The sequence below is a fragment of the Acidovorax sp. sic0104 genome (assembly GCF_019219095.1).
Lineage (GTDB): Bacteria > Pseudomonadota > Gammaproteobacteria > Burkholderiales > Burkholderiaceae_C > Acidovorax.
The window spans coordinates 20251-43423 of the sequence record NZ_JAHUWH010000024.1 but is presented as its reverse complement, the minus strand read 5'-3'; the positions used below and the strand labels follow the sequence as shown (position 1 = coordinate 43423).

Sequence of the window (23173 nt, the reverse complement as noted above, 5' to 3'; positions counted from 1 at the left end):
GGAAAGGCGGCGGGCCCCGTCAGCGCTTCAAGGTCCCGGTGCGCGTGTACATCTCCAGGTCCACGAAGTTCGAGCCATTGTGGTTGTTCGGTCCGTACTGCAGCGGGAAGTCGCCGATCTTGGTGGTGCCCATGTCTTCCATGGCCTTGATGAAGCCTTCGCGCGTGAGGTTGCGGCCGGCGCGCTTGAGTCCTTCGACGAACACGCGTGCGGCGATGTAGCCTTCCAGCATGGTGTAGCTGTCGATCTTCTCGCCCGCGTCGGTGCGGTCCTTGCGGTAGTCGGCCACGATGGGCATGCGGCTGGCCTGCGGGGACGGCACGATGCTGGCCGTGACCAGGCCTTCGATGCCGCCGTTCAGGCGCTGCGCCGAGCCCGGCGCATCGGTGATGCCCACCGAGATGGTGTACAGCGGCGATGCGGCGCCGGCCGCGCGGTAGTCGCGCAGGAAGACCTCGACCATCTTGCCGGCCATGATCATCACCACGGCGCCGGGCTGCGCCTTGGCGAGCGTGGCGACCTGGGGCTTGGCGTCCGTGGCGGCGATCTCCATGGGCACGGACTCGACCACCTTGACCTTCAGGCCCTGCGCGATCTGCAGGCAGGTGTCGAGGTTGGACTTGCCGAACGCGCTGTTCTGGTAGATGACGGCGATGTTGTTGATACCCAGCGTGGCCAGGTGCCCCACGATCTTGCGCAGCTCGGTCTCGTAGCTGGCGCGCACATGGAACAAATAGCGGTTGTGCGTGGTACGGAACGACGTGGTGCCCACCAGCGGCGCAAACATGGGGACGCCAGCTTTTTCGGCCAAGGGCATCGCGGCGATCAGGTTGCCCGTGGCCACGTAGCCGATCAGGGCGAAGACCTTGTCCTCATCGATCAGCTTGGCCGTGTTCTCAGCCGTCTTCTTGGGCTCATAGGCGTCGTCGTGCGAGACCAGCTCCAGCGTGCGGCCTTGCACCCCGCCGCCCTTGTTGACCTTGTCGAACACCAGCGCGATGCCGGCCTTGTAGTCCACGCCGAAATCCTTGGCAGGCCCGGTGAACACGGCCGACTGCCCCACCTTGATGCGGGAGTCCGTGACGCCTGTCTCGGCGGCGGCCGCCGGCCCTGCACCCGCAAAAGCCGCTGCCGCCAGGCCTGTGAGCACCACCCGGCGGTTGACGACTCCCTCTTCCTCCATCCCTCGGAACTTCATGAAGCGCTCCTTACATCAAAGGCGCAAGTTTCCCTTCAACCAGAGGGGCTTTGCAACACTTTCTGCGGTGTGTTGTGAATCCGTCAAACCTGCGACGGATGGCTTGCGCCGCGCGCTATACGCTGAGGTAGGCCCTGCGCACCTCGTCGTTCGCCGCCAGCTCGGCCATGGAGGCCTGGTAGCGGATCTGGCCTTTCTCCAGCACGTAGGCCCGGTCCGAGACCAGCTCGGCGAAATGCATGTTCTGCTCGGACAGCAGGATGCTCACGCCTTGCTGCTTGAGCGCAAGAATCATGTGCGCCATCTGCTCCACGATCACTGGCGCCACGCCCTCGGAGGGCTCGTCGAGCAGCACCAGGTACGGGTTGCCCATGAGCGTGCGGGCCACGGTCAGCATCTGCTGCTCGCCGCCGCTCATGCGGCCGCCGGGGCGCTGGGGCATCTCGCCCAGGTTGGGGAACAGCTTGAACAAGGCCTCGGGCGTCCACAGCGGGGCGGCCGTTCCGTCGGGCCACTGGCGGGCAGGCTGGCGGCCTACCTCCAGGTTCTCCATCACCGTGAGGTCGGTGAACACGCGGCGGTCTTCGGGCACGAAGCCCAGGCCCAGGCGGGCCGCGTCGTGCGGGTCGCTTCTCGACAGGTCATTGCCCATGAATTGGATGCTGCCCTTGCGCTTGGCGAGCATGCCCATCAGCGTCTTGAGCGTGGTGGACTTGCCCGCGCCGTTGCGGCCCATCAGCGCCACCACCTCGCCGCGGCGCACTTCCAGGTCGACGTCGTACAGGATCTGCGCGGCGCCGTACCAGGCTTGCAGGCCCTGGGCTTTCAGGAGAACTTCGTTCGTTGCGCTCGTCATGGTCATGCCGTCTCCGCCGCCGGGGCCGCTGCTGCTGTTTTTTTCTCGAAGGTCTTGCCGGTGCCGAAGTAGACCTCCTGCACCTTGGGGTGGTCGCGCAGTTCCAGTGGCTTGCCTTCGGCGATGAGGCGCCCGCGCGCCAGCACGATCATGCGATCGGCATACGCGAACACAACGTCCATGCTGTGCTCGGTGAACAGCACGGCCATGCCGCGGTCGATCACGAGCTGCTTGGTGAGCGCCATCAGTTCATTGCGCTCCTTGGGCGCCATGCCGGCCGTGGGCTCGTCCATGAGCAGCAGCTTGGGCGCGTTGGCCATGGCGATTGCCAGCTCCACGCGCTTGACGTCGCCATAGGCCAGCACGCTGCAGGGGCGGTCGGCCTGGGATTTCATGCCCACCTGGTCGAGCAGCGCGAGCGCCTCGTCGCGCTTGTGGTCCGCGGCCTTGCGCCACATCGAGAACAGGCGGTTGTCGTGCGAGATCAACGCCATCTGCACGTTCTCCACCACGGTGAGCGAGGCGAAGGTTTCGGCGATCTGGAAGGTGCGGCCCACCCCCATGCGCCAGATGTCGCGTGGCTTGCGGCCTACCAGCTCCTGCCCGTTGAGCTGGATGGAGCCCACGTCCGCCGCGAGCTGGCCATTGACCATGTTGAAGGTGGTGGACTTGCCGGCGCCGTTGGGCCCGATGAGCGCCAGCAGCTCGCCTGCGGCCAGCTCGAAGTGAATGCCGTCCACCGCCTTGACGCCGCCGAAAGACTTGCCCAGGCCCGTGACTTTGAGCAGGCTCATGCCTGGCCCTCCTTCATGTTCTTGGCTTCGCGCCGGTTGTCGAAGACCTGCTTGATGGCGCCTGCAATGCCCTGCGGGAAGAGCAGCACCAGGATCAGGATGATGGCGCCCAGCATCGCGCGCCAGTAGTCGGTGTTGCGCGCCACGGTGTCGTGCAGCCAGGTGAAGGTGACCGCGCCCACCACAGGGCCGGCCAGCGTCTGGATGCCGCCGAGCAGCACCATCACCAGGCCATCGACCGAGCGGCTCACGTGCAGCGTCTCCGGCGAAATGCTGCCCTTGGAGAACGCGAACAGCGCGCCGCCCAGGCCCGCAAACAGGCCGGCGATGACGAAGGCGGTCCACTGCATGCGCTTGACGTCGATGCCGATGGCGTCGGAGCGCAGCACCGAGTCGCGCCCCGCGCGCAGGGCATAACCAAAGGGCGAATACAGGATTCGGCGCAGCAGCAGCACGCCGCCCACGACCAGTGCCAGGGTGAGGTAGTAGTAGTTGCGCTTGTCGGACAGCCAGGCTGCAGGCCACACGCCCGTGAGGCCGTTGCTGCCGCCCGTGAAGCCATCCCATTGGTAGCAGATGGCCCAGGTGATCTGCGCGAACGCCAGTGTGAGCATGGCCAGGTACACGCCCGACAACCGCACGCAAAACCAGCCGTACAGCAGCGCCCCGGCTGCCGCCGCGAGCGGCGCCACCACCAGGGCCAGCTCCATCGGAATGCCGGCCGAGCGCACCAGCAGCGCTGCTGCGTACGCGCCCAGGCCAAAGTACGCCGCATGGCCGAACGAATGCATGCCCGCCGGCCCCATGATGAAGTGCAGGCTGGCCGCGAACAGCGCGGCGATCAACAGGTCGATGAACAGCACGGTGAGGTAGGGCGATCCGGCCGTGAGCATCGGCAGCAGCACCAGCACAGCCAGCAGCAGCATGCCGCCGATCTTGAACCAGCGCTCGGGCGCACGCAGCGGCGCCTCGGGCAGGCCGGTGTTGCGGCTTGCAGCTTGCGGGCGGCCCATCAGGCCCCACGGACGCACCACCAGCACCACGGCCATCACGAGGAATTCGACCACCAGCGTGAGCTTGGAGAACGAGATGCTGTAGCCGAAGATTTCGACCACACCGAGCCAGATGCACACCGCCTTGATCTCTGCGATGAGCAGCGCGGCCACGTATGCGCCTGGAATGGAGCCCATGCCGCCCACCACCACCACCACGAAGGCAGCGCCGATGGTGTTGAGGTCCATCTCCAGCGTCGCCGGTTCGCGCGGCAGCTGCAGCGCACCGCCCAGGCCCGCCAGCAGCGCACCCAGCGCGAACACCGCCGTGAACAGCCAGGCCTGGTTCACCCCCAGTGCGCTGACCATCTCGCGGTCCTGCGTGGCGGCGCGCACGAGGGTGCCGAATCGGGTGCGGGTGAGCAGCAGCCACAACAGGCCCAGCACCACCGGCCCCACCACGATCAGGAACAGGTCATAGGACGGAAACTGGCGGCCCAGGATGTCCACCGAGCCCGACAGGCCGGGCGCACGCGGGCCCAGCAGTTCTTCAGGGCCCCAGATCCACAGCGCCGCGTCCTTGATGACGAGCACCAGAGCGAACGTGGCCAGCAGCTGGAAGAGTTCTGGCGCCTTGTAGATGCGGCGCAGCAGCACCACCTCGACCACCGCGCCGAGCGCGCCCACCACCACGGCAGACAGCAGCAGCGCGGGCCAGAAGCCAAGGCCCGTGCCCAGCTTGGCCACCAGCGAGTAGGCGATGTAGATGCCCACCATGAAGAACGAGCCGTGCGCAAAGTTCACGATGCGCGTGACGCCGAAGATCAGCGAGAGCCCGGCACCCACGAGGAACAGCGAGGACGCGCCCGCCAGTCCGTTGAGCAGCTGAACGATAAAACTCGAAAAACTCATTCCAGATCCTTCGGGGTCACGGCAAGGTTCATCCCTGCAGGCCTGCGCCTGCGGTGTGGCACTAGAGAGCAACGTGCGGCGCCCAGCCCAGCCGGTCGCACCGGGCCTGCCGAAGCCTTGCGCAGCGCTTCGACAGGCTCAGCGTGAACGGTGGTGCCAATGCAAAGGCCGCGCTGGCCGGCCTGCACGCCGGGGGGACAGCAGCAATGCGAGCAGCGGGCGCTCTGGCACCGGCGCCTGCGGAGCGCCTGCCTCAGTCTGCCGCGCGCAGCTTCTTCACTTCTTCAGCGGTTGGCTGTACCTTGGCGCCGTCCACATAGCGGTAGTCGACCATCACGCCCTTGCCACCTTCGTTCTTGGTGCGGCCCACATAGCTGCCCATGGTGGACTGGTTGTCTTCGGCGCGGTAGGTGGCGCGGCCGAACGGCGTGGTCACCTGCAGGCCCTTGAACGCAACGATGAGCTTTTCGGTGTCGGTAGAGCCTGCCTTCTTGATGCCCTCGGCCAAAGACTTGATGGCGCTGTAGCCCACCACGGAGCCCAGGCGCGGGTAGTCGTTGAACTTGCCCTGGTAGGCCGTCTGGAAAGCCTTGTGCTCGGGGGTCTGGATGCCGTACCAGGGGTATCCGGTCACGATCCAGCCATTGGGAGCCTCGTCCTTGAGCGGGTCCATGTACTCGGGCTCGCCGGTCAGCAGGCTGACCACCTCACGGTCCTTGAACAGGCCGCGGGTGTTGCCTTCGCGCACGAACTTGGACAGGTCGGCACCGAACAGCACATTGAAGATCGCATCGGGCTTGGCATCGGCCAGGGCCTGCACCACGCTGCCCGAATCGACCTTGCCCAGTGGCGGCGCCTGTTCCACGACGAATTCCACATCGGGCTGTGCGGCCTTGAGCAGCTGCTTGAAGGTGGCCACCGCCGACTGGCCATATTCGTAGTTGGGGTACACCAGGGCCCAGCGCTTCTTCTTCAAGGCCGCGGCGTCCGGCACCATCATCGCCACCTGCATGTAGGTGGAGGCACGCAGGCGGTAGGTGTAGCGGTTGCCGTTCTGCCAGACGATCTTGTCGGTCAGCGGCTCGCTGGCCAGAAAGAAGAATTTCTTTTGCTTGGCGAAGTCGGTCAGCGCCAGGCCGATGTGCGACAGGAAGGAGCCCGTGAGCACGTCCACCTTTTCGCGCGAGACCAGCTCTTCAGCCACGCGCACCGCGTCGCCGGGGTTGGCGTTGTCGTCGCGGATCACGAGCTGGACCTTCTTGCCCAGCAGGCCACCCGAGGCGTTGATCTCGTCCACCGCCAACTCCATGCCTTTCTTGTAGGGCTCCAGGAATGCGGGCTGCGCCTTGTAGCTGTTGATCTCACCAATCTTGATGACATCCTGTGCGTGCACAGGGGCCAGCGTGATGGCCAGCGCGGCTGCGGCCGTGGCACGCATGAGGTTTTGTCGCATCGTCATGGGAACACTCCTGAAAAGGTAGGGTTGGTGTGGGAGATCGTTGGGGACGGGGAGAGATGGTAGTGCGGCGCGGGGCATTCAGCGCAGGCCGTCCAGACCCTGAATGTCGGAGACCTTGAGCCCGCCGACGCGCGGCAGCGGCCGGCCGCTGTCGGTGACGACGATGGCGACCACGATCTCGTTGGCGCGGGGTGCGTCGGCCACGCGGGCCTCCATGGCGTCGAAGTGGCTGCGCACGTACGCGGCGTCCTTGTGGCCCAGCGGCACGTCGATGGCCGTGCCCAGGCTTCCGATCTTCTTGCTGGAGGGCACGAGGGCCGCACCCTTCTCGACCGCCACGCGCAGCGGTGCGCCGAGCTTGGGGTGCAGGATGGCGGCGGCATGCTCCAGTTCACCGGCCTCGCCCACGATGGCGGCCTTGCCATAGCTGTGCGCCTGGCCGGGCTCGATGCCCAGGGCCTGCACGCAGCGTTGGCCGAGCAGCGCACCCAGCTCTTCGCCGATGGCCGTGAGCTCATCGAGGTTTTCGGCGTAGCGGCCGGCAAACGGGTTCTCGATCACGGCCATGGCAAGGGCCTTGCGCACGGGCGGCTGCACGTCGCGCCCCATTTCCACACGCACTTCGTCGGTCTGCACGATGATTTTCCGGATCTTGGCGGGCATGTCTTGTACTCCTGGGTTCTTGTGTTGCTGCGTTCTTGCGCTATCGCGCCGGGCCTAGCGCAGGCCGTTCCACTGGCTGATGTCCTGCGCCTTGAGCCCGCCCACGCGGGCGTGCACGCGGGGGCCGGTGGTCATGGCCAGGATGAAGACGATCTCGTCGGCCAGCGGCGCACCGGGAACCCGCACCTCCATCGCGTCGAAGTGGCTGCGCACGTAGCTGGCGTTGATGTGCGTGAGCGGCACGTCGAGCGCCGCGCCCGGGCCGCCCACCTTCTTGGTGGAAGGAACGATGGACAGCGCGTTGGCGGGCTGGCCCGTCTTCTCTTCGGCCTGGCCCTTGGCGTAGGCATTGCGATCGCCCTTCCAGCCCAGCAGTTCGCGCATGGCGTAGCCGCCCGGCACGTGCCACAGCGCACCGTGCTCCAGTTCGCCGGCCGCCCCCACGATGGCGCCCTTGCCGTAGGTCTCGATGCGCTCGGCGGGCACGCCCATGGCTGCGAGCAGGCGCCGGGCCATGTCCAGGCCCACATCCTGCAGCGCTTCCATCATGGGCAGGATGTCGGCCTCGTAGCGGCCTGCGTAGGGGTTGGTCAGCACCGCGCCGATGGCACCGCGCAGCAACGGCACATCGGCCGCCGGGCCGAATTCGTGCCGGATCTCTTCGAGGTGGGTGAAAACGCGTCGTATCTGGATCATGGGGGGACCTGTGAGCCTGTAAATTCGTTAAGCAAATACTGAACCAACTTCTTGCGCCGCCATGTCTTTCGCTGCGGGCAGACCCGTCAGCGAGACCCCGGGCGCTCTCGTCGCGGTGAACTCGCCCTGGCAGGCCAGGAGCGCAAACCAGATCAGTCCGCGCGACTGCAATTCTTGCGCTTTTTGCAGCCCCTGCTGCAGCGCGCGCTGCACCTGTGACCGAGGCAGCGGCGGCACATCCACTGTGACGGGAATGGCGCCCAGGTCGCTGTCATCGCGCACCAGCCAGGCCGGCATGCGGGTGATGCGCTCGTCCAGCACGTTCACGGCGTTGGCGACCACGGTGGCCGCTGCATCTGCCTCTGCGGCGGTGCGCGCCAGCACGGTAACGCTGTCGGCGATGCCAAGCGACTGGCTGCGCCCGCGCCAGCCGCTGGTGGCCACGCCACGCACCGGCATGGTGCTGTCGATGCGCAGTTGGCCGTCCAGCAGCAGCCCGTGGCGCAACTGAGCGGCATCGAGCCTGGCGATGTCCGCATACACCCCCACCGAGGCCGACTGGCCAGGGGCGAGGTGCAGCGCAATGTCGCCACCGTTGTTGACCCAGGCGCGATCAATGCCGTCACACCTGAAGCAGCCAAGGATCTCCTGGGCGACGGAGCCCGCCACCGCGGCCATTGGCGTCATGAATCCCTTGCGATAGGGATGACAAGCGAGCCACATGCGCTGGGCGACCACGCCCTGCAGCGAGGTGGTCTCGCCCACGGGCGCGCGCAGTCCGGGCAGTTCGTCGACCAGCTCCTGCAGCAGGCCTTCAAACCGCTGCCACGCGCTTTCGTAGGCCTCGGCTACGGCGCTGCGGAGACCGTCGGCCTGGATGACCAGGTCCATCGGGCCATGCTGGAAGTGCCAGCGGCCATCGGGCAGGAAGTTGCGGCAGGCGTGCATTGCGTGCGCCCGTTCAGCCCAGCAGGGGAGCGCGTCCCAGCGGCCAGGGGTTGGCCACGGGCAGCGCCTGCCAGAACAGGGCCTGCGGCGCCCCGTCGTTGTGCCACGCCCCGTGCTCCAGCACTTCGCGCAGGCTGCGGATCTGGTCAGCATGGCCGCCCAGCGCTTCGTAGTCGGAACGGCGCATGGTGAACTCGATGGGCGCCACGATGGCGGGGGTGGGCACGGTGCCAAAGCTGTTGTCGGGCATGCGCAGCACATCGGCCATCACAGTGATGCCCCCGCCGGGCCATACATAGGCGGGCGCGCCGCCGCAGGTCACGTTGACAAGCGCGTTCTTGATGGAGCGCGTGAGCAGCACCGGATTTTCGGTGACGCCCGCGCGCAGGCTGCCACCCGCGCCGCCCAGGAACAGCACCGAAGTGAGCGAGGGCTCGCAGTTCTCGCCGATGCGGTCCACGATGCGGCGCACGGTGGCGGGCATCTCGGCCTCCACCGGCACCAGCGATTCGTCAAGCACATACCAGCTGGCATGCTCGCCGGTGGTGGAGGTCATGAGCAGGCGCAGGCCCGGCCAGGCGACGGATTCGTCCCAGCCTTCGATGATCGACAGCGGGTCGGCAATGTCGGTGCCGCCCCAGCCCGTGCCCGGGTTGGCCACCTGGAAGTAGCGGCCCGGGGTGGACTTGCGCCCGCGCATCTGGATGCCCGAGGGCTTCATGTCCAAGCAGCGGCCGGCCTGGTGCTCGGTAAGCACGCCGGTAATGTGGTCGTCCACCACCACCACCTCGTCGGCCTGGCCAAAGAACTGGCGCGCAAAGATGCCGATGGCTGCCGAGCCGCAGCCCACACGCATGCGCTGCTCGGCCACGCCGTTGACGATGGGCGCCTGCCCGGCCTGAATGACGAGCTGCGAGCCGCCGTCGATGGTGAGCTCCACAGCCTGCTTGTTGCCCAGAAGCTGCATCATCTCGTTGGCGATGCGCCCTTCCTTCTTGCTGCCGCCGGTCAGGTGGTGCACGCCGCCGAGCGACAGCATCTGCGATCCGTATTCGGCGGTGGTGACATGCCCCACCACCTCGCCCTTGCAGCGCACATTGGCCTGCTCTGGCCCGAGGAAGCGGTCGGTGTCGATCTTCACCTTGAAGCTGCAGTAGCTGAAGATGCCCTCGGTGACCACCGTCACCATGTCCACGCCGTCGACCTTGGAGCCCACGATGAAGGGCGCGGGCTTGTAGTCGGGATACGTGGTGGAGGAGCCCACGCCCGTGACGAACACTTCTTCTGTCAGCAGCAGGTCGCCGCTCCAGGCGGGCTGCCCGGCGGTGCTGTCGGCGACATCCACCGGCACGTTGGCATCCGCCGCGGACGAGCGTCCCGCGAACGGCACCAGCGCCGCTTCACCCGCCTCCAGCGTCTTGCGCAGCACCACCACCGGGTCCACGCGCACCAGCACACCGCCCTGGTTGGCATAGCGGTCGCAGGCGCCCGCACGGCCTTCCGAGAGCTGGCACAGCACGGGGCACGCGTTGCACTCCACCTTGGCGGCATTCATGCGCTCGTTGCGCGGCCTGGCGCGCTCCAGCACCTGCGGCAGCTCTGGCGCATCCATGCCTGGAAGCCCGTCGGTCTTGGTGTGTTCAGTCATCGTGGAGCCCATTCATTGCATCTTTTCAAATGCTTGTACGCGCATTGCATTTTGTGTAGCATTCACTTAACTTAAATGTTGTGATCACTACATTGATCGCGAATGTAGCGTAATCGCCGATGGTCCGCAATGGTGTTTTCGCACCCCCCGAAACGGTGCAAGAGGAGCCCCAAAATGACGCATGTTGTGACGGATGCCTGTATTCGGTGCAAGTACACCGACTGCGTCGATGTCTGCCCTGTCGACTGCTTCAAGGAGGGTCCGGAGTATCTCGTGATCGACCCGGATGAATGCATCGACTGCGCGGTGTGCATCCCCGAGTGCCCGGCCAACGCCATCTATGCGGAAGACGACCTGCCGCAAGGAATGGAAATCTTTCTGGAATTCAACAGGAAACTGGCTCCCGGACTGCCCACAATCACCAAAAGAAAACCGGCTTTGCCAGATGCGGAACAATGGAGGGTTGTGAGCCACAAGCTTTCCGGCCTGGATATCGCGTTCTGAGCCCCGCTCCAGCACGCCGCCAGCGCGGACTTCAGCCAGTTTTCTTCTGTACTTTCAACTTTTCCGACCAAGCACCATGAGCGCCTTTCTCGAAGAACGCGTCCTCTCCGTCCACCACTGGACGGACCGCCTTTTCTCCTTCACCACCACGCGGGACACGGCCCTGCGCTTTTCCAACGGCCATTTCACGATGATCGGCCTGCGTGGCGAAAACGGCAAACCGCTGCTGCGCGCCTACAGCATTGCCAGCGCCAACTACGAAGAGCACCTGGAGTTCCTGTCGATCAAGGTGCCCGACGGCCCGCTGACATCACGGCTGCAGCACATCAAGGTAGGCGACACCATCGTGGTGGGCAAGAAGCCCACAGGCACCTTGCTCATTGACTACCTGCTGCCCGCCAAGCGGCTGTACATGCTCTCCACCGGCACGGGCGTCGCGCCTTTCCTGAGCCTGATGCGCGACCCCGAGACCTATGAAAAGTTCGAAGAGGTCATCCTGGTGCACGGTGTGCGCGAGGTCAAGGAGCTGGCCTACCACGACTACATCACCAAGGAACTGCCACAGCACGAGTTTCTGGGCGAGATCGTGAGCAAGCAGCTCAAGTACTACCCCACCGTGACCCGCGAACCCTTCAAGAACCAGGGCCGCGTGACCACCGTGATCGAGAACGGCCAGCTCGCCCGCGACCTGGGCCTGCCGGCGCTCAACCCGCTGGAAGACCGCGTGATGATCTGCGGCAGCCCCGAGATGCTGCGCGACCTCAAGCACATGATGGAAGAGCGCGGCTTCAAGGAAGGCAACACCACGAAGCCGGGCGACTTCGTGATCGAACGCGCGTTCGCAGAGCAGTGACCTCCCGGCCGGCACCGGACACCTGTGGAACAGGTGCCGCTGCCGGCCCCACCTACCAGGACCCGCCATGTCTGCCACTCCCCCCAAGACCCGGACAGCGTCCAGCCGATCTCCCACCGTGCGCAAGACGGGGGTGCGCGAGCAGGCCGCACAGACCACGCGCGACAACATCCTGAAAGCGGCGACCAAGGTGTTCGCGCGCTACGGCTACGAAGGCGGCAGCGTGGAGAAGATCTCCAAGGCGGCCAAGTCCTTCGACCGGATGATCTACTACTACTTCGGCAGCAAGGAAGGCCTGTTCATCGAGGTGCTGGAGGAAACCTACCGGCGCATGAACGATGCGGAGTCCAAGCTCGACCTGGACACCGCACGGCCTGTCGAGGCGCTGCAGGCGGTGATCCGCTTCGTGGTGGGCTACTACCGCAAGAACCCCGAGTTCATCACGCTGCTCAACACCGAAAACCTGCACAAGGGCAAGCACATCTCCAAGTCCATGCGGGCCCGCGAATACTCCTCGCCCGCCATCGAGGTCATCCGCCGCGTGCTGGAGAGCGGCCAAGCGCAGGGCCTGTTCCGCAAGGACGTGTCGGCGCGCGACGTGTACCTGCTGATCGCCGCCACGGGCTACTTCTACATGTCCAACCGCCACACGCTGTCGGCCTTCCTGGGTGAAGACCTGGAGACGCCCGATGCGCTGGCGCACTGGGAGTCCTTCGTCATCGACAGCGTGCTGCGCACGGTGGCGCCGGGCCCCAGCCTGCCTAAGGGCAAGTGACGGCCAGGACGATGCGCGAGCGCTTGCGCCATGAACCTGCAGGTGCCCCAGGACACAACGATTTTTCTTAGCGAGGGCCGCCACTGCGAGCCCCGCGTCCCCCACCCCCACGAGGAGAATCCATGGCAGAAGCAGCAGCCGGCGGCAAGTCGGGCAAAGTGGTCATCAAGAACATCGGTCTTTTGTTGTCGGGCGACCTGGAGCGCCCCATTCTCGATGCCGACACCATCGTCGTGAATGACGGACTCATCGTGGCCGTGGGCCGCGAAAAGGATTGCGACACCGAACACGCGCAGAACGTGATCGACGCACGCAAGACCTGCGTGGCGCCCGGCCTGATCGACAGCCACGTGCACCCGGTCTTCGGCGACTGGACGCCGCGCCAGAACCAGATCGGCTGGATCGACTCCACCATGAACGGCGGCGTGACCACCATGGTCTCGGCCGGCGAGGTGCACCTGCCCGGCCGCCCCAAGGACATCGTGGGCCTGAAGGCGCTGGCCATTACCGCGCAGCGCGCATTCGACAACTTCCGCCCGGGCGGGGTCAAGGTGATCGCGGGCGCACCGGTCATTGAAAAAGGCATGACCGAGCAGGACTTCAAGGACATGGCCGATGCGGGCGTGACGCTGCTGGGCGAAGTAGGCCTGGGATCCGTCAAGGCCGGCTACGAGGCCCAGCAAATGGTGGCGTGGGCGCGCAAGCACGGCATCCAGAGCACCATCCACACGGGCGGCCCGTCCATTCCGGGCTCGGGCCTGATCGACAAGGACGTGGTGCTGGAGGCCGATGCCGATGTGATCGGCCACATCAACGGCGGCCACACCTCGCTGCCCTGGAAGCACGTCTGCGAGCTGTGCGAGAAGTCATCGCGCGCCATCGAGCTGGTGCACAACGGCAACGAGAAGATCGCCATCCAGGCGGCGCGCGCGGCCATCGAGCTCAAGTGCCCGCACCGCGTGATTCTGGGCACCGACGGCCCGGCCGGCTCGGGAGTGCAGCCCCTGGGCATGCTGCGCATGATTGCGCTGATATCGAGCTTTGCAGACATCCCTGCCGAGCTGGTGTTCTGCTTTGCCACGGGCAACACCGCGCGCATCCGCAACCTGAACTGCGGGCTGATCGAGCCGGGCCGCGCGGCGGACTTCGTGTTCATGGACCGCGCACAGCACACCGCCGGCGCCACGCTGCTGGAGAGCGTGCAGCTGGGCGACATCCCGGGCATCGGCATGGTGATGATCGACGGCCTGGTTCGCTGCGGCCGCAGCCGCAACACACCGCCTGCGACCGAAATCCCGGTGGTGCTGTAGCCCTGCAGCCTCGGGTTCGTTCAACGCATGCCCTGCAAAAAGCCCGCATCTGCGGGCTTTTTGCAGGTGAAAGCGGGAGATCAGTATGTGTCGGCCACACGCACGGCGCCGGGCTGGGCGCGCGGATAAGGATCGGCTGCGCGCGAGGCGGCGCCGTCGTCCACGCGGAACCCCTTGCCCTGCAATACCACGGGTGTGCCCACAGCGGGCGGTTGCGAGCGGGTGAAGCGCCGCACCGAGCCGTCGTCCATGCGCACGGCGATCTGGTAGACCGTCTGCGTGCGCGTGCGCTCCTCGACCTTGTGGCCCACATAGCCACCGCCTACGGCGCCCAGAACGGTGGCGGCAGCGCGGCCATTGCCCTTGCCGACCTGGTTGCCCACCACGGCCCCCAACACGCCGCCCGCCACAGCGCCGACTCCGGTGGCCGGTGCGGCCTGCTGCACGGCCTGCACGGACTCCACCCGGCCGCAGGTGGCACACACGGGCGCCTGTGCGGCAGTGCGCAAGGTTTGCTGGTAGGGCTGCTGCGAGTACTGTGCGGTCGGCTCGGCGGGGCCGCCCTGCGCATGACCGGGTCCCTGGGCCACCAACCCGTTGCGCTGCGGGGCTTGCGGCAGCGGCTTGGTCGGGGCCAGGCTCTCGACCGTGGGCATGCCCGGCGCCGGTTGCGCAATGGCGGCCACCGCAGGGGATGCCGGTGCCTGGTCGGCGGACTTGCCACTGTTTTGCACCACCAGGGTCGTGCCCAGCGCCACCACGCTCACACCCAGCACGCCGATGGCGACCCACAGCCATTTGAGGGAAGGACCAGCGCCCGCCATCCCTGCGTGGGGCACGGCCGCTACTGCATGACGGGGGGTTGATGAAACGATCAGGCTCATGATTTTTTCTCCGAAAGGTCCTGCGGTACCAACACAACGCAGGAAGGGTGGCTGCAGAGTACCTGCCAGGGCCAGCAAACCGGGCATAGGGGCTGTAAAGGACGTAAGAAGCTGTTTGTTTACAAACCTTGGCTTTCCGTATGCGATGCGTTGGCCGGATCGACAAGCGTGCCCGGCTCGGGCGGTGCCGTGCCCAGCTCCTGGAAAGCACGCGCGCAGCTGGCAGAGAACAGCAACACGGCAGACGAGAAGTAGATCCACATGAGCAGCACCACCAGCGAGCCCGCAGCCCCGTAGGCCGACACGACGGCCGCAGTGGACAGATACCAGGCCAGCAGCTGCTTGCCCACGGTGAACAGCGTCGCCCCCACCACGGCCCCGGCCAGGATGCAGCGCGAGCGTGGCCTTGCACCGCCACCGATGCGCATCAACCCCATGAACAGCAGCACCGCAAAGCCGAACGCCACCACTTCGTTGAGGATCTGCATGGCAGGCGCCAGCGGCGCGGACGACCAGTGCGCACTGGCCCAGTGCGCAAACAGGTTGATCATGGTGGACAGCACCAGCGACACCAGAAGCAGGAAGCCCAGTGCCAGCACATACGCAAGCCCCCGCAGCCGCAGCGAGGCCATGCGCCACCACGCCGCGCGCTGCTGCCCGGCCGCGCCGCCGCGCCACAGGTGCTCCAGCGCCGACTGCAGCTCCACGAACACCCCGGTGGCGCCGGACACCAGCACCACGAACCCGATCAGAGAGGCCAGCCGCCCTTCCGAGGGCTCTTTGGCGCTGGCCAGCGCCTGGCGCACCACGTCGGCCACCTGCTGGCCCATGACTGCCTGCACCTGCGCGATGAGGTTGGTCTCCAGATAGCTGCGGTCCATCCACCAACCCAGCACGCCCACCAGCAACAACAACAACGGGGCCAGGCTCAGCATGCCGTAGAAGGACATCGCGGCGCTCATGCGCAGGCCGTCCGCGTCCAGCCACAGGTTGGTCGCGCGCCAGAACGGCTCGACCATCTTCCACAGGGGTTCGACAAGGCGCAGGGCGCGTCGCAGCAGGCGGGGAGCGGTCATGCCGTAAGCCTATGGCGAGATACCGCCAGCGTCCACCCGCGAATCGCGGCACCGCAGGTAGGCGGGGTCCGACATCGGCAGCCCCCCTGCTTCGCCCTGTGCATCCACTCCAGCGCCACGCCCACCAGAGCGTGCTGAGGCGCGGCTGTGCCCCTTACACTCAGCGCCCAGTTGGTACAGCATTCAATACAACAGGACATCTATGCAGATTCGCTGTGCACTGGTCGGCATGCCCGGCTCGGGCAAATCCACCGTCGGCCGGCAACTGGCCCACCGCGCTGGCGTGCCATTCGTCGACCTGGACCACCGGCTGGAGCAGCTGATCGGCACCACCATCCGCAGCTTCTTCGAGGCCGAGGGCGAGGCGCGCTTTCGCGACCTGGAGTCCGAGGTGCTGGCTGAAGTGTGCAGCGGCGACGGGGGCATGGTGCTTTCCACCGGCGGCGGGGCCGTGCTGCGCCCGCAGAACCGCGACGTGCTGCGCACCTTCGGCCCGGTGGTCTACCTGCGCGCTTCACCCGAAGAAATCTTCAAGCGCGTGAAGCACGACCGCACGCGCCCCCTGCTGCAAGGCGGCAACCCGCTGGACAAGCTGCGCGACCTCTACGCCCAGCGCGACGGGCTCTACCGCGAGACCGCGCACTACATCATCGAAACCGGGCGCCCCACGGTGCACACCCTGGTCAACATGATCATGATGCAGCTGGAGATGGCAGGCCATGCGCCAACGGGCAGCGCCGCGACGGAGTGAGGCCGGTGCAGCCTGCATGCGCGGCAGCACCGGCTCCGGTTGCTGTGCGTGCCCATAGCCCGTGCACCGCAGCTCAAGGAAAGCCCCGCATGCGGGGCTTTCGTTATTTTGGCTGAATATGGCCCTGGCGCCCTTTCAGAAAGCGCTGAGTGCTATCTAACTCATAGCATCACAGGTTCGGGGCCAGTAGCCGTTCCAGGGCCTTTTCATCCATGCCCCGCCTTTGCGCCATGTCGTGCAGCTGGTCTTCGCCGATCTTGCCGACGTTGAAGTACGCGCTCTCGGGGTGGCCCAGGTAGAAGCCGCTCACGCTGGCGGCCGGCATCATGGCCAGGCTTTCCGTCAGCGTCATTCCCACTTCCTCGCACTGCAGCACGCGAAACAGCTCCGTCTTGGCGCTGTGGTCAGGGCAGGCGGGGTAGCCGGGTGCGGGCCGGATGCCGGCGTACTTCTCGGCGATCATCTCGTCGTTGCTCAATTGCTCGCCCGCCGCATAGCCCCACAGGTCAGTGCGCACGCGCTGGTGCAGGCACTCGGCAAAGGCCTCGGCCAGGCGGTCGGCCAGGCTCTTGAACATGATGGCGGAGTAGTCGTCCAGCGCGTCGATGAAGGCCTTTTCCTTCTTCTCGATCCCGAGGCCCGCCGTCACGGCGAACAGGCCGGCGTAGTCGGCGATGCCGCTGCTCTTGGGCGCGACGAAGTCCGCCAGGCATCGGCTCGGGCGCGTCACGCCGTCGATGGTGTGCTTCTCGGCCTGCTGGCGCAGGCCGTACCAGGTCATGGCCACCTGGGTGCGGGTCTCGTCGGTGTAGAACTCGATGTCGTCGTCGTTCACGCTGTTGGCGGGCAGCAGCGCCATCACGCCACTGGCGGTGAGCCACCGGCCTTCGATGATCTTCCTGAGCATGGCCTGGCCGTCGGCGAACACCCGCGTGGCCTCCACGCCCACCACTTCGTCGGTCAGGATGGCGGGGTACGGGCCGGCCAGGTCCCAGGTCTGGAAGAACGGGCCCCAGTCGATGTAGCGGGCCAGCTCGGCCAGATCGAAGTTCTTGAACACGCGGCGGCCCAGCGCGCGGGGCACTGTGGGCTTGAAAGCAGCCCAGTCCATTGAAGTCTTGTTGGCGCGGATCTTGGCCAGCGGCCACAGCGGGGTCTGCTTCTTGTTGGCGTGCTGGGTGCGCACCTTGTCGTAGTCGGCGTTGAGCTCCTGCACGTAGCTGTCCACGCCGTCGCCCAGCAGGCTCTGCGCCACGCTCACGCTTCGCGAGGCGTCGGGCACGTAGACCACGGGGCCTTCGTAGTGCGGGGCAATCTTGACGGCGGTATGCACGCGGCTGGTGGTGGCGCCGCCGATGAGCAGCGGGATCTTCTTGATGCGGAAGTGGTCGTCCTTCTGCATCTCGCCGGCCACGTACTGCATCTCTTCGAGGCTGGGCGTGATCAGGCCCGACAGGCCCACGATGTCGGCCCCCTCGACCTTGGCGCGCGCCAGGATCTCGTGGCAGGGCACCATCACGCCCATGTTCACCACCTCGAAGTTGTTGCACTGGAGCACGACGGTGACGATGTTCTTGCCGATGTCGTGCACGTCACCCTTGACGGTGGCGATGATGATCTTGCCCTTGCTGCGCACGTCGCGCCCGGCCAGTTCGTCCTGGCGCTTTTCTTCCTCGATGTAGGGGATCAGGTGGGCCACTGCGGACTTCATCACGCGCGCACTCTTGACCACCTGGGGCAGGAACATCTTGCCCGCACCGAACAGGTCGCCCACCACGTTCATGCCGTCCATGAGCGGGCCTTCGATCACGTGCAGCGGGCGCCCGCCCTTGGCCAGGATGGCCTGGTAGGCCTCTTCGGTGTCTTCCACGATGAAGTCGGTGATGCCATGCACCAGCGCGTGCGACAGGCGCTCGCCCACGGTGCGCGGGGCTTCGGGCGTGCCACGCCATTCGAGCTTCTTGCTCTCGTCCTTGGCGCCGCTCTTGGCCGTCTCGGCCACTTCCACCAGGCGCTCGCCGGCGTCAGGCCGGCGGTTGAGCACCACGTCCTCGACGCGCTCGCGCAGCATGGGCTCCAGGTCGTCGTACACGCCGACCATGCCGGCGTTGACGATGCCCATGTCCATGCCCGCCTGGATGGCGTGGTACAGGAACACGGTGTGGATGGCCTCGCGCACGGGGTCGTTGCCGCGGAAGCTGAAGCTCACGTTGGACACGCCGCCCGAGACCTTGGCGCCGGGCAGGTTCTGCTTGATCCAGCGCACGGCCTCGATGAAGTCGACCGCGTAGTTGTTGTGCTCCTCGATGCCGGTGGCCACCGCGAAGATGTTGGGGTCGAAGATGATGTCTTCGGGCGGGAAGCCCACCTCATCGACCAGCACGCGGTAGGCGCGTTCGCAGATCTCGATCTTGCGGGCGTAGGTGTCGGCCTGGCCCACCTCGTCAAACGCCATCACCACGGCGGCAGCGCCGTAGCGCTTGACCAGGCGCGCCTCGTGCTTGAACTTGTCCACCCCCTCCTTCATGGAGATGGAGTTGACGATGCCCTTGCCCTGGATGCAGCGCAGGCCGGCCTCGATCACGTCCCACTTGGAGCTGTCCACCATGATGGGCACGCGGGCGATGTCGGGCTCGGACGCGATGAGCTGCAGAAAGCGCACCATGGCCGCCTTGCTGTCGAGCATGGCCTCGTCCATGTTGATGTCGATGACCTGCGCCCCGTTTTCCACCTGCTGGCGCGCCACCGCCAGGGCCTCTTCGTACTGGCCGTTCAGGATCATGCGCGCGAACGCCTTGGAGCCGGTGACGTTGGTGCGCTCGCCGATGTTGACGAACAGCGTGCCCTCGCCAATGGAGACGGGCTCCAGGCCGGACAGTTTCAGCGGGGGAATGGAAGAATGGGCGGACATCAGGCTCACCTGCAAGGGGTATCGGTAACAGGTGAGCGTCGTTGCGGGTTGGTCGACCCCGAGCCTGACGGATGCCTGCCCGAAGCCTGGGCAAGGGGGTCCGCTGCAACGCTCCTCGGGGGAGCTTGATTTTACCGAACTGGCGAGATTCGCAGGAACGTTCCCTCCGCAACCCCGCACGCCGCTGATGGCCACGCACCTTGACGCACCTTGACGCACCTTGACGTACCTTGACCCATCTGTACGCACCTGTCGCCACAGCACCCGACAGGTCCAGGCGAGCGGTGGACCTGCCGAACCGCTTTCGACGCTCAGGTTGCGCGCCCGGCTGCGACGTCGCGCCGCCCCTGCAGCTGCGCCCAGCCCGTGCGATGCTCCGGGGACGGAGCGAAGGCAAGGGAGCTGGCCAGAAAGACCGAAACGGAGCGGGCCCGCAAGCCCACGCCGTGGAAGGTGATGCGCACGCCAGCACGTGCATCCACCACCGGCAACTGGCCGGCCCGCGCTGAAACGGTGCGTCACCCGCCGTGGGGAATTCCCTCGATGGGGCATTCGGCTGTGCCCACCGTCGTGCGAGTGAGCGCCTGCACCGCAGCACGCGTGCCTTCGGGGTCGGTCACCCATCGGTGGTAGAAGCCATAAGGGCAGGCGGCTACGCCCTTGTCGCCCTCTCCGGAATTGATCACGCCGGTGTAGCCGCGGTGCAGCAGCTTGAACAGATGATTCTCGGACTGGCCGTTCGCGCGGAAGTCACGGATCAGACTGGTGGACAGCGCCGCGTACTGCACGCCATATTCCTCCTCGCCGCACTCGCCCAGAGTTCGGCCATCGAAACCGATCAACGCCGAGTGGCCGAAGTAGCTGTACACGCCATCGAACCCGGCCGCATTGGCCACCGCCACGTAGGTGTTGTTGGCAAAGGCCATGGCCTTGCTGATGAGGATCTGCTGCTCCTTGGCAGGGTACATGTAGCCCTGGCAACGCACGATGAGCTCGGCGCCCTTCATCGCGCAATCGCGCCAGATCTCGGGGTAGTTGCCGTCGTCGCAGATGATGAGGCTGATCTTGAGGCCCTTGGGGCCCTCGCTCACGAAGGTCTGGTCGCCCGGGTACCAGCCCTCGATGGGCGTCCAGGGCATGATCTTGCGGTACTTCTGCACGATCTCTCCGTGGTCGTTCATCAAGATCAGCGTGTTGTAGGGCATCTTGTGCGGATGCTCCTCGTGGCGCTCGCCTGTGAGCGAGAACACGCCCCAGACCTTGGCCTTGCGGCAGGCGGCGGCGAAGATCGCCGTCTCCTCTCCGGGGATGATGGTGGCCGTGTCCATCATCTCCTGGCGGTCGTACATGATGCCGTGGGTGCTGTACTCGGGGAAGACCACCAGGTCCATGCCTAGCAGGCCGGTCTTCATGCCCACCAGCATGTCGGCGATCTTGCGCGCGTTGTCCAGCACGTCGGCCTTGCTGTGCAGTCGCGGCATCTTGTAGTTGACGACCGCGACGCCCACGGTGTCCTTGCTGCTTGAAATATCGCCGTGGATCATGGCGTGTTCTCCTTGGGAGTCGTGGGACCAGCTAGTGGCTGATCATCCAGGGGCGCTTGGATGGAAAGGTTTTTGCGCCGTCGGGTGCCGTCACGGTAGAGCCGCGCTTGCCGCTGCCGTTGCCGCTGCAGCAACCGCACCCCGAAGGGTGGCGCAGCCGCCCATAGCTGCCTGCATCACCATCGCGTGATGAGCGAGGTGCGTGCCGGGCACGCTCGTTGGTGTCGTGCGCCCTGCGCTGCTCCGGGCTCACGCAGGCCAGGTGCGGCGCATGCGCAAACACGCGTGCGGAAGGTGCGCCACAGCCCGGGCAGGCGCAGGGTTCGTTGCGCGCCGCCACGCTGCGCAGCGCATCAAAGGGGCCGCAGCCCGTGCAGTCGTAGTCGTAGGTAGGCATGGTGGTCCTTGGCTGGCCGGTTACTTGTCCTGCGAGATCGGCATGTCCACACTGCCGTCGAGCACCTTGACCGGGCCAGCGGCCGTGGGGTTGATGTCGAAGTCGAAGATCTCGGTGGGCAGCCACAGCGTGGCGCAGGCATTGGGCACGTCGACCACGCCGCTGATGTGACCCTGCACCGGGGCAGTGCCAAGGATGGAATAGGCCTGTGCGCCGCTGTAGCCGAACTTCTTGAGGTACTCGATGGCGTTCAGGCAGGCCTGGCGGTAGGCCACTGTCACATCCAGGTAGTGCTGCTGACCCGATTCGTCAACCGAGATCCCCTCGAAGATCAGGTAGTCCTTGTAGTTGGGCGTGATGGGGCTGGGCTTGAAGATCGGGTTCTTGATGCCGTATTTGGCCATGCCGCCCTTGATCAGGCTGACCTTCATGTGCACCCAGCCGGCCATCTCGATGGCACCGCAGAAGGTGATCTCACCATCGCCCTGGCTGAAGTGCAGGTCGCCCACCGACAGGCCTGCGCCTTCCACGTACACCGGGAAGTAGACCTTGGAGCCGCGCGAGAGGTCCTTGATGTCGCAATTGCCGCCGTGCTCGCGAGGCGGCACGGTGCGCGCCCCCTCGGCGGCCGCCTTGGCCCTGGCCTCGCCCTGCAGCGTGCCCATGTGGGCCGTGGTGGCGTTGGGCGGGTTGGCCAGCCCGGGGATGCGGTGCGGGTCGGTGGCGATCAGCTCGGCCTCGCGCGCATTCCACGCGTCGAGCATCTTCTGGTCGGGCAGGCAGCCGATCAGGCCCGGGTGGATCAGCCCCGCGAAGTTCACGCCCGGGATGTGGCGGCTGCTGGTGAACATTCCGTGGAAGTCCCAGATGGACTTCTGCGCCAGCGGGTAGTGCTCGGTCAGGAAGCCGCCACCGTTCTTCTTCGAGAAGAAGCCGTTGAAGCCCCACAGGCTGTCGTCGCGCGCGCCGATATCGAGCAGGTCCACCACCAGCAGGTCGCCGGGCTCGGCGCCCTTGACACCCACCGGCCCCGACAGGAAGTGCACGGTGGACAGATCCACGTCGCGCACGTCGTCGGCGCTGTCGTTGTTTTGGATGGCGCCTCCGGTCCAGTCGTAGGTCTCCAGCTTGAACTCCGCCCCGGGCTCCACCCACACGGCCATGGGAATGTCCGGGTGCCAGCGGTTGTGCACCTGGGGGTTGTCGTACGGCGACTGCTTGAGGTCCACCTTGATCAGGGTATCGGCCATGGTGTATTGCTCCTTGGATGGATGGCTTTGGGAGGGACGAAAAGTGGGCTGACCGGCGTGGTCAAACGGAGAGATAGGCCTTGATGCGCTGCTGGTCGGTGTCGGCGCGCGCGGTCTCGTGCACCAGGCGGCCGCCTTCGATGACGAACAGGCGGTCGGCCACGTCCATGGCGAACGAGAGCACCTGCTCGCTCACCACGATGGTGATCTTGCGCAGCTTGCGGATCTCGTTGAGCGCGCGGGCGATGTCCTTGATGATTGAAGGCTGTATGCCCTCGGTGGGCTCGTCGAGCAGCAGCACCTTGGGGTCGGTCACCAGCGCACGGGCGATGGCCAGCTGCTGCTGCTGCCCGCCCGAGAGGTTGCCGCCCTTGCGCCGGCGCATGTCCCAGAGGACGGGGAACAGCGCATAGATCTCTTCGGGTATCTCGCGCGTCTTCGAGTTCTCCAGGCCGGTCTGGATGTTCTCTTCCACCGTCAGGGTCGGAAAGATCATGCGGCCCTGGGGCACATAGGCAATGCCCTTGGCCACGCGGCGAAAGCTCTCGTCCTTCGTCACCTCCTGGCCTGCCACGGTGATGCTGCCGCTCTTGACGGGCATCACACCCATCAGGCTCTTGAACAGCGTGGTCTTGCCCATGCCGTTGCGGCCCATGATGGCCACGGTCTCGTTGGCGCGGCCCTCGAAGGAGATGCCGTGCAGCGCTTCGCTCTGGCCGTAGGCCACGAACAGGTCCTTGACTTCCAACATG

21 protein-coding genes and 1 riboswitch are annotated in these 23173 nt (G+C 66.0%); of the genes, 5 read left to right on the top strand and 16 right to left on the bottom strand.

Annotated features, from left to right (window positions below; all coding sequences use genetic code 11):
- Nucleotides 1-19 precede the first annotated feature (19 nt).
- The 9 genes from KW835_RS24615 to KW835_RS24575 all read right to left on the bottom strand — a co-directional run bounded on the left by KW835_RS24615 (nt 20) and on the right by KW835_RS24575 (nt 10166).
- Nucleotides 20-1198, bottom strand: coding sequence for an ABC transporter substrate-binding protein (locus KW835_RS24615; RefSeq protein ID WP_218387282.1), 1179 nt, complete (start codon nt 1196-1198; stop codon nt 20-22).
- Nucleotides 1199-1313: 115 nt separating this feature from the next.
- The gene (locus KW835_RS24610; RefSeq protein WP_370633685.1) at nt 1314-2054 is read right to left on the bottom strand and encodes an ABC transporter ATP-binding protein; all 741 of its coding nucleotides are present in this window, start codon (nt 2052-2054) and stop codon (nt 1314-1316) included.
- 2 nt (nt 2055-2056) lie between these two features.
- The gene (locus KW835_RS24605) at nt 2057-2848 is read right to left on the bottom strand and encodes an ABC transporter ATP-binding protein (protein WP_218387279.1); all 792 of its coding nucleotides are present in this window, start codon (nt 2846-2848) and stop codon (nt 2057-2059) included.
- Nucleotides 2845-4752, bottom strand: coding sequence for an ABC transporter permease (locus tag KW835_RS24600; RefSeq protein WP_218387277.1), 1908 nt, complete (start codon nt 4750-4752; stop codon nt 2845-2847). The genes KW835_RS24605 and KW835_RS24600 overlap by 4 nt, the downstream gene beginning before the upstream one ends.
- A gap of 253 nt (nt 4753-5005) precedes the next feature.
- Nucleotides 5006-6211 (bottom strand): ABC transporter substrate-binding protein, encoded by a 1206-nt coding sequence (locus tag KW835_RS24595; RefSeq protein WP_218387269.1) that lies wholly within the window; start codon nt 6209-6211, stop codon nt 5006-5008.
- A 78-nt stretch (nt 6212-6289) separates the two neighbouring features.
- Nucleotides 6290-6874 carry an amino acid synthesis family protein gene (locus KW835_RS24590; protein ID WP_218387267.1) on the bottom strand — a complete coding sequence of 195 codons (585 nt, stop codon included), beginning with the start codon at nt 6872-6874 and terminating at the stop codon, nt 6290-6292.
- A gap of 54 nt (nt 6875-6928) precedes the next feature.
- Nucleotides 6929-7570 (bottom strand): amino acid synthesis family protein, encoded by a 642-nt coding sequence (locus tag KW835_RS24585; RefSeq protein ID WP_218387266.1) that lies wholly within the window; start codon nt 7568-7570, stop codon nt 6929-6931.
- 27 nt (nt 7571-7597) lie between these two features.
- Nucleotides 7598-8518: a UPF0280 family protein gene (locus KW835_RS24580; protein ID WP_218387258.1), complete on the bottom strand. Its 921-nt coding sequence runs from the start codon at nt 8516-8518 to the stop codon at nt 7598-7600.
- A 13-nt stretch (nt 8519-8531) separates the two neighbouring features.
- Entirely contained in the window at nt 8532-10166 is a 1635-nt protein-coding gene (locus tag KW835_RS24575; RefSeq protein WP_218387256.1) for a 6-hydroxynicotinate reductase, read from the bottom strand.
- A gap of 174 nt (nt 10167-10340) precedes the next feature.
- Between KW835_RS24575 and fdxA the strand changes: the two genes are divergently transcribed.
- The 4 genes from fdxA to KW835_RS24555 all read left to right on the top strand — a co-directional run bounded on the left by fdxA (nt 10341) and on the right by KW835_RS24555 (nt 13608).
- Nucleotides 10341-10670: a ferredoxin FdxA gene (gene fdxA, locus KW835_RS24570; RefSeq protein ID WP_218387254.1), complete on the top strand. Its 330-nt coding sequence runs from the start codon at nt 10341-10343 to the stop codon at nt 10668-10670.
- A gap of 76 nt (nt 10671-10746) precedes the next feature.
- Nucleotides 10747-11523 carry a ferredoxin--NADP reductase gene (locus KW835_RS24565; RefSeq protein ID WP_218387252.1) on the top strand — a complete coding sequence of 259 codons (777 nt, stop codon included), beginning with the start codon at nt 10747-10749 and terminating at the stop codon, nt 11521-11523.
- A 67-nt stretch (nt 11524-11590) separates the two neighbouring features.
- Nucleotides 11591-12298, top strand: a complete 708-nt coding sequence (locus tag KW835_RS24560; RefSeq protein ID WP_218387250.1) for a TetR/AcrR family transcriptional regulator — start codon at nt 11591-11593, stop codon at nt 12296-12298.
- A 122-nt stretch (nt 12299-12420) separates the two neighbouring features.
- Nucleotides 12421-13608, top strand: a complete 1188-nt coding sequence (locus KW835_RS24555) for an amidohydrolase family protein (RefSeq protein WP_218387248.1) — start codon at nt 12421-12423, stop codon at nt 13606-13608.
- Nucleotides 13609-13688: 80 nt separating this feature from the next.
- Here KW835_RS24555 and KW835_RS24550 read toward each other — a convergent pair whose 3' ends face one another.
- Together KW835_RS24550 and KW835_RS24545 are read right to left on the bottom strand one after the other, a co-directional pair.
- The gene (locus KW835_RS24550; protein ID WP_218387246.1) at nt 13689-14492 is read right to left on the bottom strand and encodes a glycine zipper 2TM domain-containing protein; all 804 of its coding nucleotides are present in this window, start codon (nt 14490-14492) and stop codon (nt 13689-13691) included.
- Between the two features lie 119 nt (nt 14493-14611).
- A complete protein-coding gene (locus KW835_RS24545) occupies nt 14612-15568 on the bottom strand; it encodes a YihY/virulence factor BrkB family protein (protein ID WP_218387244.1) in 957 nt (318 codons plus the stop codon).
- A 202-nt stretch (nt 15569-15770) separates the two neighbouring features.
- Between KW835_RS24545 and KW835_RS24540 the strand changes: the two genes are divergently transcribed.
- A complete protein-coding gene (locus KW835_RS24540) occupies nt 15771-16319 on the top strand; it encodes a shikimate kinase (RefSeq protein ID WP_218387242.1) in 549 nt (182 codons plus the stop codon).
- A gap of 169 nt (nt 16320-16488) precedes the next feature.
- Here the strand turns inward: KW835_RS24540 and metH are convergent, their stop codons facing one another.
- The 5 genes from metH to urtE form a co-directional block, all read right to left on the bottom strand.
- Nucleotides 16489-19230, bottom strand: a complete 2742-nt coding sequence (gene metH / locus KW835_RS24535; RefSeq protein WP_218387241.1) for a methionine synthase — start codon at nt 19228-19230, stop codon at nt 16489-16491.
- Between the two features lie 26 nt (nt 19231-19256).
- A riboswitch (S-adenosyl-L-homocysteine riboswitch) is annotated at nt 19257-19353 on the bottom strand.
- Nucleotides 19354-19748: 395 nt separating this feature from the next.
- Nucleotides 19749-20774 carry an aliphatic amidase gene (locus tag KW835_RS24530; protein WP_218387235.1) on the bottom strand — a complete coding sequence of 342 codons (1026 nt, stop codon included), beginning with the start codon at nt 20772-20774 and terminating at the stop codon, nt 19749-19751.
- Nucleotides 20775-20805: 31 nt separating this feature from the next.
- On the bottom strand, nt 20806-21171 hold the full coding sequence (locus tag KW835_RS24525) for a zinc ribbon domain-containing protein (protein ID WP_218387233.1): 366 nt from the start codon (nt 21169-21171) through the stop codon (nt 20806-20808).
- Between the two features lie 20 nt (nt 21172-21191).
- Nucleotides 21192-22421 (bottom strand): formamidase, encoded by a 1230-nt coding sequence (gene fmdA / locus KW835_RS24520; protein ID WP_218387232.1) that lies wholly within the window; start codon nt 22419-22421, stop codon nt 21192-21194.
- 61 nt (nt 22422-22482) lie between these two features.
- The gene (urtE, locus tag KW835_RS24515) at nt 22483-23172 is read right to left on the bottom strand and encodes an urea ABC transporter ATP-binding subunit UrtE (protein WP_218387230.1); all 690 of its coding nucleotides are present in this window, start codon (nt 23170-23172) and stop codon (nt 22483-22485) included.
- Nucleotide 23173: the final 1 nt, after the last annotated feature.